Origin of the sequence: Janthinobacterium sp. FT14W (genome assembly GCF_009208755.1) — a bacterium.
GTDB lineage: Bacteria > Pseudomonadota > Gammaproteobacteria > Burkholderiales > Burkholderiaceae_D > Janthinobacterium > Janthinobacterium violaceinigrum.
Map to the genome: position 1 here is coordinate 1 of NZ_WFLL01000010.1, position 12,377 is coordinate 12,377.

The window sequence follows — 12,377 nt, forward strand, 5'->3', positions numbered from 1 at the left end:
GCCAAGCGCCATGCCAGCGGCCGCCGACGCGCCTTGCAGCTGCTGGGCCTGATCGCGGCAGGCGGCGGCACGGCGCTGCTGGCGCACGAATCGCCGCTGTGGCAGCGCGCCGCCAGCGACTACCGCACGCTTGTTGGCGAAACGCGCGCCATCGTGCTGGCCGACGGCACGCAGCTGGTGCTGGACACAGCCAGCGCCATCGACGTGCGCTACGGCGCCAACGGGCGGCGCATCGTGCTGCGCGCGGGCGCCATCCTCGTCACCAGCGCGCACGAAGCCGCGGCAGTCTATCGTCCGCTGCTGGTGGAAACGCCGCAAGGCACGGCCACGGCGCTGGGCACGCGCTTTTCCGTGCGCCTCGGCGACGGCGCCAGCCGCGTGGCCGTGTTCCAGGGCGCCGTGGCCCTGCAGCCGTCGCAGGACGGCGCCGCGCCCGTGCACCTGCAGGCGGGCCAGCGCGCCGGCTATACGCGCCACGCCGTGCACGATATCGGCACAGTGGAAGACAGCGCCGCCGCCTGGGCCCATGGCAGCCTGGTGGCCGAGCGCATGCCGCTGGGCGAGCTGCTGGCGGAGCTGGGACGCTACCGCCATGGCGTGCTGCGCTGCGACGAGTCCGTCTCCGGCCTGCGCGTGACGGGCGTGTTTTCCCTGCGCGACACGGACCGCTCGCTGGCCAACCTGGCCGCCAGCCTGCCCGTGCAGCTGGCCTACCGCACGCGCTACTGGGTCGGCGTGGGGCCGCGCCCCGCCTCTTGAGCGGCAGCGTCAAAATAAATTCAAAATAAGTGAAAAAACGTTGAGGGTTTTTGCTTTTCGTTCGGAATACGGGAAGAACAAAATTTTTCTCCCCATTCCCAAGGATATGCACCATGCCCCACCGCACCACCGCGCCCGCCCGCAAACTGCGTCCGTTTCCCCTTGCCGCCGCCATCCAGGCCCTGTTCCTGGCGGGCGCCGCGGCGGGAACCCTGGCCCTCGCGGCCCCTGCCGCCCGCGCCCAGGCGCTTGAGAATACGCAAACCAAGCGCCAGTACGCGATCCCCGCGGGGCCGCTGGAGCGGGCCCTGACCACGTTCGCCAGCGCGGCCGGCGTGGAACTGTCGGCCGATGCCGCCCTCCTGCAGGGCAAGCGCAGCGCCGGCCTGGCGGGCAGCTATACCGTGCGCCAGGGCTTCGAGGAACTGCTGCGCGGCCAGGGCGTGCGCGTGGTCGACGGCGCCAATGGCGCGTATGCGCTGCGGGCCGAAGCCACGGCCACGCCGCCGCAGCCGGGCGCACCGGCGCAGGCCAGCGCCACCCTGCCCGCCATCACCATCAGTGCCGCCGCCGACCGCGAGACGGCCACGGGTCCCGTGCGCGGCTATGTGGCGCGGCGCGCCGCCTCGGCCACCAAGACGGATACGGCCCTGAATGAAAACCCGCAATCCGTGTCCGTCGTCACGGCCGATGAAATCAGCGACCGCAATGCCGAATCGCTCGATGAAACCCTGCGCTACACGGCCGGCGCGACGCCGAACCAGCGCCCGCTGGGCAGCGACGATTCCTCGCTGCTGCGCGGTTTCACCATCGAGACGACGGGCATCCTGCAGGACGGCTTGCGCAATTCGGGCCGCACCTTCGGCGCCTCCATCGAGCCGTATGGCCTGGAGCGCCTGGAAGTGCTGCGCGGCCCCGCCTCCGTGCTGTACGGGCAGATACCGCCGGGCGGCATGGTCAACGCCGTCAGCAAGCGCCCCAGCGCGGACGCCGTGCGCGAAGTGGGCGTGGAATACGGCAGCTACCAGCGCCGCCAGCTGAAGGCCGACGTGGGCGGCACGCTCGATGCGCTCAGCGCCTGGACCTGGAGGATCGTCATGCTGGGCCGCGAAGCCCAGACGCGGCTGGCCCGCGACCGCGACAACCGCCTGTACTTTGCGCCCTCGCTCACATGGCAGGCGGGTCCCGCCACGCGTTTGACCCTGCTGGCCCGCTACGAGAAGGACAACCAGCAGTACGCATTCCCGAACCAGCTGCTGCAACCTGGCCCGCGGGGCCAGGTGGACCCCAGGGTCAACCTGATGGGCGACGACAACCGCTTCAAGCGCCGCAACACCATGCTGGGCTACGAGTTCGAGCATGCGTTCAACGACACCTGGTCGCTGCGCCAGAACCTGCGCTACACGCGCCTGAACAACGACCGCACGGACATGTTCCCCGGCGGCCTGAACGACGACGGCACGGTGGAGCGCTATTTCTGGCCCGTCGACACGGATTCGAAAAGCCTGTTCGCCGACACGCAGCTGCAGGCGCGCTTCGCCACGGGCGCCCTGGCGCACCAGGTGCTGCTGGGCGTCGATTACGCCCATATCCGCAACACGGACGAATACCGCTACCAGAAGGGCTTTGTCGAACCGCTCGACCTGTACCGCCCCGTGTACGGCAAGCAGCCGCTGCTGCCGTCGAAAACGCCGACCCGCGCGGACGCCCCGTCGCGCCAGCTGGGCCTGTACGCGCAGGATCAATTGAAATGGGAGCGCTGGGTGGTGACGGCCGGCCTGCGCCGCGACAAGGCCACGCAATCGCGCGACGTCATCGACCTGGCCAACGGCGCCGTGAAACCCGATTACCACCAGTCGCCATCGGCCACCACGGGCCGCCTGGGCGCCGTCTATCTGTTCGATGGCGGCTGGGCGCCGTACGTCAGCTACGCCAGCTCGTTCTCGCCCGAACTGGGCACGATGGCGGGCGGCGGCGCCTTGAAACCGTCGCGCGGCAAGCAGCTGGAAGCGGGCGTGCGCTACGAACCCGCGGGCCAGCGCGCCAGCTACACGGCCGCCGTGTTCGACCTGGTGCGCGACAATGTCTCCACGTCCGACATCGGCAACCCCGGCTTCCTGCTGCAGACGGGGCAAGTCAAGGCGCGCGGCGTGGAACTGGAAGCGCGCACGGAATTGGCCAGCCATTTGAGCCTGATCGCCCAGTACACCTATCTCGATACGGAAGTGACGAAGAGCAATAACGGCGACCTGGGCCTGCAGCAGCCGGGCGCGCCGCGCCACAGCGCCTCGGCCTGGGCGCGCCAGTCGTTCAACATGGGCGAGGCCCTGCCCGCTTATGCGGCGCTGGGCATGCGCTTCCTGGGCGCCATGCGCTCCAATTCGGACGGCGACAACCTGAACATCCGCAATGGCGGCCTGACGCAGTGGGATGCGGCGCTGGGCGTGTCGCGCGGGCCGTGGCAGTTTTCCCTCAACGTCAACAATGTGCTGAACAAGCAGACCCTGTATGACTGCGGCTACCTGCCGGGCCTGTGCTACCGCAATGCCGAACGCACGGCCAATGTCAGCGCCATGTACAGGTTCTGATGCCGGCGCTGCACATGCGTCCCGCGCTGGCGGCCATGCACCGCTACGCGGGCCTGCTGATGGCCGGTTTCCTCATCGTGGCCGGCGTCACGGGCAGCGCGCTGGCGTGGAAGGATGAACTGGAGGCTGCCCTGCTGCCCGCCGTCTTCCGCGCAGCGCCGCCCGCGCCCGGCGCCGTGCCGCTCGACGCCCTGCAGCTGCGCGACATGGTGGCCGCGCGCTTCCCGCAGGCGAGCGTTACGTATGCGCCCCTGTCGGCGCCGCCCGGCCGCAGCATGCAGTTCTACCTGCGCCCGGCAGGCGAGGCGCCGCTGGCCGGCAACGAAGTCTTCGTCGATCCGTACACGGGCGCGCTGCTGGGCCAGCGCCAGTGGGGCGATATCGGCCAGGGCGCCATCAACCTGCTGCCCTTCATCGAGCGCCTGCATTATGCGCTGGCGCTGGGCGATACGGGCTTGCTCGTGTTCGGCCTGATCGCCATCCTGTGGAGCGTTGACTGCTTCATCGGCGCCGCCCTGACCTTCCCTGCGCGCCTGAAAAAACGCTCGCCCGGCAGCAAGCCGTGGCTGCTGCGCTGGCGTCCTGCGTGGCTGCTGCGCCGCCATGGCGGCAGCTATAAACTGGTATTCGACCTGCACCGCGCGGGCGGCCTGTGGCTGTGGGCCATGCTGCTGGTGTTTGCCTGGAGCGGCGTGGCCTTCAACCTGTACGGCGTGTATGCGGCCGTGATGCAGCCGCTGTTCCCGCACCAGGGGGCCGAGGAAATCGTGGCGGGGCACGCGCCGTCGCCGGGGCCGCAGCTGGACTGGCCGGCCGCACGCGCGCAGGGCCGCCTGCTGATGGGCGAGCTGGCGCACCGGCACGCGTTTGACGTCATCGAGGAAAACGCGCTGGCGTATGAACGTGAACTGGGCGTGTACAGCTATCAGGTGCGCAGCAGCCGCGACGTGCGCGCCCACAAGGGCCTGACCACGGTCTTTTTCGATGCGGCCAGCGGCCGGCAGCTGGCCGCGTGGCTGCCCACGGGCGCCGCCAGCGGCGACACCATCCGCAGCTGGATCAGCGCCCTGCACATGGCCTCGATGTGGGGCTGGCCTTTTAAACTGTTCATCTGCGCCATGGGCGTGCTGGTGGCGGGCCTGAGCGTGACGGGCGTGCTGGTCTGGCGCCGCAAGCGCCAGGGGCAAGCCAGGGCGAAAGCCCTCATTCATTAGCACGGCTAATGAGGCCATGCCGGTTCCAGCCGCTTATCAAGGGGTGGATTAGGCCGTAGAGTAGCTGCTGTCTAATACCGAAGGAGCTTGCCATGGACCGCGTCACCCTGAACAACGGCATCGCCATGCCCGTCGCCGGCTACGGCGTCTTCCAGATCCCGGACCCCGCCGAATGCGAGCGCAGCGTCATCAAGGCCATCGCGTCCGGCTACCGCCTGATCGATACGGCCGCGTCCTACCTGAACGAGGCCGCCGTCGGCCGGGGCATCGCCCACGGCGGCGTGGCGCGCGAGGACCTCTTCGTCACCAGCAAGCTGTGGGTGCAGCACACGGGCTACGAGCGCACCACGCAAGCGATCGACGATTCGCTGCAGCGTTTGCAGCTCGATTACCTGGACCTGTACCTGATCCACCAGCCGTTCGGCGACGTGCACGGATCGTGGCGCGCCATGCAGGACGCGTATCGCAGCGGCAAGCTGCGCGCCATCGGCGTGAGCAATTTCCACACGGACCGCCTGATGGACCTCATCGCCTTCAATGATATCGCGCCCGCCGTCAACCAGATCGAGATCAACCCCTTCCACCAGCAGGCGGACAGCGTGGCCTTCATGTTGGAACACGGCGTGCAGCCGCAGGCGTGGGCGCCGTTCGCCGAAGGCCGCAACCAACTGTTCCATAACGAACTGCTGCTGGGCATCGCCGCCAGGCACGGCAAGTCCGTGGGCCAGGTGGTGCTGCGCTGGCTGACGCACCGGGGCATCGCCGTGCTGGCCAAGACCGTGCGCCCCGAGCGCATGGCGGAAAACCTGGCGATTGACGGTGTCGACCTGGACGAAGCGGACATGGCCGCCATCGCCACCCTGGAAACGGGCACCAGCAGCTTCTTTTCGCACCGCGACCCGGCCATCGTCCGGTGGATGGCGGCACGCAAGCTCAATATCTGAAGGGAGCGAAAGCCATGCCGGTGAAACAAGCAAATACGACGGGCCGCCGCGGTTTCCTGCTGGCGGCCAGCAGCCTGGCCGCCACGCCGTTGATCAGCTCGGCGCAAGGCCAGTCGGTGCAAACGACAGTGGATGGGCGCCGCAAGCTGGGCACGCTGGAAGTATCGAGCCTGGGACTGGGCGTGCAAAACATGCGCCGTACCTACCAGACAACCGTACCCAGCCGTCCGGAGATGCACAAGATTATCCGCACGGCATTCGAGCGCGGCGTCACCTTCTATGACGCGGCCGAGGCGTATGGTCCGCACGAGGTGGAACGCATCCTCGGCGAAGGCGTGGCGCCGTTTCGCAACGACATCGTCATCGCCACCAAGTTCGGCTGGAACATCGACCAGCAGACGGGCGAGCGCCGCCCGGGCCTGAACAGCCGCCCCGCGCACATCAAGGTGGTCGTCGACGGCATGCTCAAGCGCCTGCGCACGGACCGCATCGACTTGCTGTACCAGCACCGGGTCGACCCGCACGTGCCGATCGAGGACGTGGCCGGCGCCGTGCAGGACCTCATGCGCGAAGGCAAGGTGCTGCACTGGGGCCTGTCGGAAATGGGCTTGAACACCCTGCGGCGCGCCCATGCCGCCCTGCCCGTTTCCGCCGTGCAGAGCGAATACTCGATGCTGTGGCGCGGCCCGGAAGATGGCGTGCTGGCCCTGTGCGAGGAACTGAACATCGGCTTCGTGCCGTGGAGTCCGCTGGGCGTGGGTTTCCTGACAGGCGCCATCGATGCCAGGACGCGCTTTGCCGACGGCGACATCCGCCAGATCGAATCGCGTTTCTCACCGGAAAACCTAACGCACAACCTGGCGCTGGTGGCCCTGCTCGGCAGCTGGGCTGCGCGCAAGAACGCGACTCCGGCCCGGATCGCCCTGGCCTGGCTGCTGGCGCAGCGGCCGTGGATCGTGCCCATTCCCGGCACCACGCAAATGGCGCACCTGCTCGACAATATCGGCACGGCCGACGTGCGTCTGACATCGGCGGAAGCGGCGGAACTGAACCAGGCCGTGGCCGCCATCAAGGTGCAAGGGGCAAGACTGCCCGATGCCGTGCTGGCATATTCGGGCGTGGAAGCGGCAGTCCGCCCCCTCGTCAGGGAAAAGCGATAAAGGCCTGCGGCACGGCATCCGCCAGCCACACGCCATTGGCCGACACGTAAAACACGTGACCCTGCGCCTGCATGGCGGCAGCGTCCACCGTCAGCACGACGGGCTTGCCGTGGCGCGCACCCACGGCCACGGCCGTTTCGCGGTTGGCAGACAGGTGCACGTGGTTGCGCGAACCCGGCAGCAGGCCGCCGGCGCGGATCGCCTCGACGAAACGGCTGGCCGTGCCGTGGTACAGCATGGCGGGCGGCATGGCGGGCGGCAGAGCGATATCGACGGCGGCCAGCGAGTGGCCCTGGTTGGCGCGGATGCGCAGGCCGTCGGCGCTGATCGCATAGCGCGTCTTGCTGTCGCGCGCCACCACGTCATCTAATTGCTCACGGGAAAGGCGGCGGCCATGCCGGGCCGCCTGGGCCAGCAGCTGGCCGATGTCGGCCCAGCCCTGGGGATCGAGCGCGAGGCCGATTTTTTCAGGCGCGTGGCGCAGTATGAGGGAAAGGAATTTGCTGGTGTGTACTAAATTATCTGTCATTCAATCTTGTTATTATGGGTAACTACAGGCGCCCACAGCGGGCGCCATGGCCGCAGTCTACGCCTTTTAATACGCATATGACAAGGTCAGGCGCGCGGAACGGGGTTCCACGGGATGAAAATGCCGGTCGTTCACGCCATCCTGCGCCTCGCCGGGCAGGCGCGACGCATAGTAATAATCGATGTCGCTGGCGCGCCTGTTGAACAGGTTGAAGACGTCGAGCGACAGCCGCGTCCTGCGGTTGAGCTGATACGCGAGGCGCGCGTACGCCAACGTCGTCGAGGCGGAGCGCACGCTATTGTCTTCGATCAAGGGACGGGGGCCGAAGTAGCGCAGCTGGAAGGCGCCCGACCATGGCCCCTGGTCCGTCACCGTCACGCCGAACGAGGCCACCTTGCCGATGGCGCCGGGGATATGGTTGCCCGCCGGGTCATCTTGCGTGTAGCGCGAGCGCGAGGCGGCCAGGTCCAGGTCGAACAGCAGCCACGGTGCGGCAATGTAATGGTTGTTCCATTCGATGCCGTGGCGGCGGCTGGCGCGGCTCGGTTCCGTTTCGCCCGCGTCGCCCACGAACAGCAGTTCGGACGCGATATCGAGGCGCCACAGGGCCAGCGAGCTTTGCAGGCCCGGCAGCCATTCCGTGCGCGCCCCCAGTTCCACGCCTTTGGTCGGCACCAGGGGCGTGACGGGCGCCGATGGCGTGCCGTCGGGCAAGCGCGTCTGCGTCGTGCCCCGTGCATCGTTGCTGTGAAAACCCTTGCCGTAGTTGACAAAAAATTCCGTCTTGCTCCACGGGCCAAGAATCAATGACAGCTTGGGCGACACCACGTGGTCGCTTGCCGTGCCGCTGTTGCCGTCGATACTACTGTCGACTTTAAAACGGTAGGCGTCGTAGCGCAAGCCCGCCACGGAACGCAGCCAGGGCAGCCATTGCACGGTGTTTTCACCGTACAGGCCGATGCTGGCCTCGCGCACGCGGTCTTCGCGCACCGTGCTTTGCCGGATGCGCTCCACCGTGTTGTACAGGCCCACGGGCGACAGCCGGTCGTAGCGGGCCTGCACGCCCAGCTTGTTGCGCATAGGTAGCCCCGCCAGCTGCGTGTTCCAGCTTTCGCTGGCATTCACGCCCGCCACCGTGCGCCGCTCGCTCTGCTGGAACTGGTCGCCTGTTGCCGGGTTGGCCAGGAAGTAGGTAAAATCGCTGTCCAGTTCCAGCTGCGAGCGGATCAGGTAGGCGTCGAACTCGAACAGGCGGTTCTCCGTGCGCTTGCGCATGGCGTACGACAGGCTGTAGCGCGCGGTGTCGCCGCCGTCGCTGGGCGCCAGCGAGCCGAAACGGCCGATCTGGCCCGATGCCACGGCGCGCAGCGGCACCTGGTCCGTGGCGTTCCAGCTGTTCCTGTAGACCATGCCCGTCACGCTGTAGCCGTCATCGGCCGTGCCCTGGCTGTAGCGCAGCACGCCGCTGTATTTGCGCACGTGTTCCGGCACGTCCCAGGGACCATTGTTGCGGTTCACTTCCAGGCCGTACAGCAAGGTGCCGGGGCCTGCGCCGACCGAATCGGCCACCACGCCCCGCATATAGCCGTGCTGGCCGACGGACATGCTGGCCTGGCCTTGCGGCAATTTGTCGGCCAGGCGGATGCGCGCCGCCCCGGCCGAGGCGAAATCGCCTTCGCCCGCGAAATACGGCCCCTTCTTGTAGGCGATGCGCTGCACCAGCTCGGGAATGAGGAAATTGAGGTCGGAATAGCCCTGCCCATGCGCGTGGGTGCGCATGTTGACGGGCATGCCGTCCACATACGTGGCGAAATCCGTGCCGTGGTCCAGGTTGAAGCCGCGCAGGAAATACTGGTTGGCCTTGCCGTCGCCGCTATGCTGGGTGACGATCAGCCCCGGCACGAATTCCAGCACTTCGCCCGTGCGCAAGGCGGGCCGGTTGACGATCAGTTCGGTCGTGATGACGCCCTGGCTGGCGGCATCCGACGTGCCGACGGCGTTGTCGTAGTGGCCCGTCACGCGCACGGTGCGCGCCGCATTGGCAACTGCATCCGGCACCGCGGCGGCGGGCAGCTCCGCCCATGCGCTGGCCTGGATGGCCAGCCAGGCCAATGCCAAAGGGATCTTCCTTGATCGCATATTTTCTCCCGTTCATCCTGAAAACAACTGCTTGTGACCCGCCTCTGAAGATACGCAAAACACCGGCGTTCGGATTCAGACATTTGCGCAAAATCAAACTGCAAAACACCTGTTTTCAAACAATGAAATAAATAGAGGCGAGGTTATCTTTAGAGAGAATGTCGCCATATAAAAAGCGCATACTAGCTTTCAGAATCCGCGCACAAGACCGGCCCGCCAGCATCTCCTGCCATGCCTGCCGCTCTTTCGCCCGCGCCGCTCCGCCGCGCGCATCAGGGCTGTCGCTGTGATTTCGCCGTCTACGCGACGCCCTGCCATGTCGACCATGCAGGCTGGCGCAGCCGCGGCAAAGTCTTTGGTTTTTTCCATATTGTCAGACACCGGCACGCCTGCACGGCGCGGCCTGGCGACCACTTTGAACTGGAGAACTACATGACATTGTTCCTGCCCTCTTCCACTCTGCTGACACCGGGCGAGAATCCGGATGGCCAGCGCTTCGTGCTGGCCTCGCAGCAATGGATCGACCTGCAGACGCGCATCCAGGCGGTGCTGGCCCTGCCGTCGGATATCGGCGAATACGAACAGCGCTACGGCGACGCTTCGTCCGGTTCGCAAATGAAGGAATGCTTCGACGCCATGCGCAAGCTGCGCCAGACGGCCGAGCGCTACGGCAGTCCCAGCAGCCTGCGGGCAAAGATCCTGCGCGACCCGAATTTCCTGGCCAGCGGCACGCGCCCGAAAAACGATGCCTTTTCCGCCACCGTCTGGACCGTGGAGCGGGCGCACCGGGATGCCTTTACGCTGTCGTCGACCTTGCGCAGCATCCCGCAGATGGCGCGCCACGAATCGGCGGCCGACGCCACGGCCGGCATCAAGAGCCTGTTCCTCGACAATGGCCAGATACTCGACAATATGCAGAACACCATCGCGAGAATCGGCGAGTTGATCGCGGAGTTCGAACAAATCGAAACAGCGCTGGACGAAGCCCAGCTGCTGATGCGCACCTTCACCGAACGCTCATCCAAGACGCGCACTGAACTCGACAAGGAAATCGGCGCCCTGGGACAGAAAATTGCAGAACTCGAGCGCGCGCGCGACGCCGCCTATTCGAAATGGCTGGCATTGACTATTTCCGCCTGCATCGTGCCCGCCGTCATCGGCATCATCGGCATTGCCATCATGGTGATCCTGGCCGTGCCCACGGGCGGCGGCAGCTTTGCCATCGGTTCGGCCGTCACGGGCGGCGGCGTGGCCCTCTCGGCAGCGGCGCTGGGCGCGGCGGCCGGCGTGGCGCGCGGCAAATACGATGGCCTGGTCCAGGAAGTACACGAGCAGAGCACCTTCCTCGCCAAGCGCGCGTGCTACCGCAGCGACCTGGGCGCGCTCGATGAACTGATGAAATTCTCGCTGCCGGCATCCAACGGCATCCTGGGCCAGTTGCGCAGCGTGCAAGCGGCCTGGAGCGCATCGGCGCGGGAACTGGGCGCGCGCGCCAGCGATTTGAGCGTGGACAACCTGCACACCGGACCATGGCTGCGCGAAGCCGAGATGGTCAAGGCTGCCGATGGCTGGCGCACGCTCGACAACGCCTTGAAGGCGTTTGTTACCGGGTCCTTTGTCGATGCCAATCTGATCGGCTTTGGCACCAGCTTGCCGCCAGACCAGCCCGACTGGCAGCAGCAACTGGCGTCCAGGCTCGCCGCCTGACGCCAGCGTTTCCAGTAGCTGTTTTCCGTCCTTCCACGCAGTCTGACCTGATCACTGAAGGGAACTACCATGAGTGTTACCGCTATTAATACCGCCGCCACGCCATCGATCGACCCGCCGCCAGGCTTGACCACGCCGGCCAATCCCCAATCCGGACAAAAGAGCCAGTTTGCCCTGTTCAGCGATAGCTGGATCGAATTGCAGGCCTATGTGGGCTCGGCCACCGAATTGCCCATCACCAAAGGCGATTTCGAAAGCAAGTACGGCGCCGTCGATGGCTCGCAGACGGTACTCGATTGCATCGGCGCAATGAAAAGCGTGCAAAACGCCTCCACCGAATTCGGCAACCCGAAAAGCCTGCGCGCGGCCCTGATCAAGAATCCCGGCCTGCTGGCCACGCCGACGCCGCCGACAGAAATCTACACGCACACGGTATGGCTGGGCCAGCGCGTGCATGACACCTCGACCAAGCTGGTGAGCGGCTATCAAAGCGTGCTGGATGAACTGCCGGGCCTGCCTCCCAAGGAACAGGTGGAGAACCTGAAAGCCTATCTGTTCGACCAGACCATGGGGCCGATACCGCTGGCGCAAAAAATGTCGGCCGAAGTGGCGGCACTGATCAGGAAGCTGGGTCTGTTCGAACAAAAAATGAATGAATACAACAGCAAGCTGCAGGCATTTACCAGCAGTTCGTCGACGATGATCGCTAATGTCAACCGCACCATCGGCAGCCTGGAAACGAAGATCGTGGAGCTGGAGAAACTGCGCGATGCAGCCTACAAGGCCTGGCGCGACTTCACCATCGCCGCCGTCACGGCGTCCGTCGGCTGCGCACTGATCGGCGGCCTGCTGGCGCCGTTCACGGGAGGCGTCTCGCTGCTGGTGGGCGGCGCAGCCGCCATCGCCGCCGGCGTCGGGCTGGGCATCAAGGCGGCGCAGAACCGCGCCGCCTACAACGAATATTGCACACAGATCAGCAGCCAGACGCAGGAATTGCAAAAGAAACAGCGGCTGCGCAGCGACCTGGGCGACTTCAACACGCAGATGGCGCGCGTGGGGCCGGCCATGTCCAAATTCCTCGGCAGCCTGCAAACGGTGGAAGGCGTGTGGGTGCAGATGAATACGGACATGATCACGCTGGGCAACAGCATCACGGAATCGAACGTGGGCAGTATGCCTTTCCTCGTCAAGGCGAAAGCCAAGCTGGCCATCGACTCCTGGCAAGCCATCGATGACAGCGCCAAGCAGTTTACCGTGCAGTCGCTGGTCGACTACGACAGCCTCGCATTCGGCCAGCACTTGTCGGAAAACCAGCGCGCCGCTTGATGACAATTGCC

At 66.1% G+C, this 12,377-nt stretch carries 9 protein-coding genes; 7 read left to right on the forward strand and 2 right to left on the reverse strand.

Translation table 11 applies throughout. The features are described from left to right. The 5 genes from GCN74_RS09255 to GCN74_RS09275 all read left to right on the forward strand — a co-directional run. A partial coding sequence (locus tag GCN74_RS09255) for a FecR domain-containing protein (RefSeq protein ID WP_152256401.1) occupies positions 1-759 on the forward strand: 759 nt, incomplete at its 5' end. A 113-nt stretch (positions 760-872) separates the two neighbouring features. Next, positions 873-3,347, forward strand: a complete 2,475-nt coding sequence (locus GCN74_RS09260) for a TonB-dependent siderophore receptor (RefSeq protein WP_152256402.1) — start codon at positions 873-875, stop codon at positions 3,345-3,347. Then, on the forward strand, positions 3,347-4,561 hold the full coding sequence (locus GCN74_RS09265) for a PepSY-associated TM helix domain-containing protein (RefSeq protein WP_226938955.1): 1,215 nt from the start codon (positions 3,347-3,349) through the stop codon (positions 4,559-4,561). The genes GCN74_RS09260 and GCN74_RS09265 overlap by 1 nt, the downstream gene beginning before the upstream one ends. Positions 4,562-4,653: 92 nt before the next feature. Next, complete coding sequence (locus GCN74_RS09270) at positions 4,654-5,505, forward strand: aldo/keto reductase (RefSeq protein ID WP_152256403.1); 852 nt, start codon at positions 4,654-4,656, stop codon at positions 5,503-5,505. Positions 5,506-5,519: 14 nt separating this feature from the next. Continuing rightward, positions 5,520-6,665, forward strand: coding sequence for an aldo/keto reductase (locus tag GCN74_RS09275; protein WP_152256404.1), 1,146 nt, complete (start codon positions 5,520-5,522; stop codon positions 6,663-6,665). On the opposite strand, the gene GCN74_RS09280 is transcribed toward GCN74_RS09275, so the two are convergent. Together GCN74_RS09280 and GCN74_RS09285 are read right to left on the reverse strand one after the other, a co-directional pair. Then, entirely contained in the window at positions 6,649-7,194 is a 546-nt protein-coding gene (locus GCN74_RS09280) for an RNA 2'-phosphotransferase (protein WP_152256405.1), read from the reverse strand. The two genes, GCN74_RS09275 and GCN74_RS09280, sit on opposite strands and share 17 nt — an antisense overlap. A gap of 66 nt (positions 7,195-7,260) precedes the next feature. Then, complete coding sequence (locus GCN74_RS09285) at positions 7,261-9,333, reverse strand: TonB-dependent receptor (protein ID WP_152256406.1); 2,073 nt, start codon at positions 9,331-9,333, stop codon at positions 7,261-7,263. Between the two features lie 432 nt (positions 9,334-9,765). On the opposite strand from GCN74_RS09285, the gene GCN74_RS09290 reads away from it, so the two are divergent. Both GCN74_RS09290 and GCN74_RS09295 read left to right on the forward strand, forming a co-directional pair. Next, positions 9,766-11,040 carry an alpha-xenorhabdolysin family binary toxin subunit A gene (locus tag GCN74_RS09290; RefSeq protein ID WP_152256407.1) on the forward strand — a complete coding sequence of 425 codons (1,275 nt, stop codon included), beginning with the start codon at positions 9,766-9,768 and terminating at the stop codon, positions 11,038-11,040. A gap of 69 nt (positions 11,041-11,109) precedes the next feature. Beyond that, positions 11,110-12,366: an alpha-xenorhabdolysin family binary toxin subunit A gene (locus GCN74_RS09295; RefSeq protein ID WP_152256408.1), complete on the forward strand. Its 1,257-nt coding sequence runs from the start codon at positions 11,110-11,112 to the stop codon at positions 12,364-12,366. Positions 12,367-12,377: the final 11 nt, after the last annotated feature.

Excerpts from the sequence above, each read along its gene's own strand:
- GCN74_RS09260 (WP_152256402.1), top strand. The coding sequence starts at position 873 with ATGCCCCACCGCACCACCGCGCCCGCCCGCAAACTGCGTCCGTTTCCC.
- GCN74_RS09265 (WP_226938955.1), top strand. The coding sequence starts at position 3,347 with ATGCCGGCGCTGCACATGCGTCCCGCGCTGGCGGCCATGCACCGCTAC.
- GCN74_RS09270 (WP_152256403.1), top strand. The coding sequence starts at position 4,654 with ATGGACCGCGTCACCCTGAACAACGGCATCGCCATGCCCGTCGCCGGC.
- GCN74_RS09275 (WP_152256404.1), top strand. The coding sequence starts at position 5,520 with ATGCCGGTGAAACAAGCAAATACGACGGGCCGCCGCGGTTTCCTGCTG.
- GCN74_RS09280 (WP_152256405.1), bottom strand. The coding sequence starts at position 7,194 with ATGACAGATAATTTAGTACACACCAGCAAATTCCTTTCCCTCATACTG.
- GCN74_RS09285 (WP_152256406.1), bottom strand. The coding sequence starts at position 9,333 with ATGCGATCAAGGAAGATCCCTTTGGCATTGGCCTGGCTGGCCATCCAG.
- GCN74_RS09290 (WP_152256407.1), top strand. The coding sequence starts at position 9,766 with ATGACATTGTTCCTGCCCTCTTCCACTCTGCTGACACCGGGCGAGAAT.
- GCN74_RS09295 (WP_152256408.1), top strand. The coding sequence starts at position 11,110 with ATGAGTGTTACCGCTATTAATACCGCCGCCACGCCATCGATCGACCCG.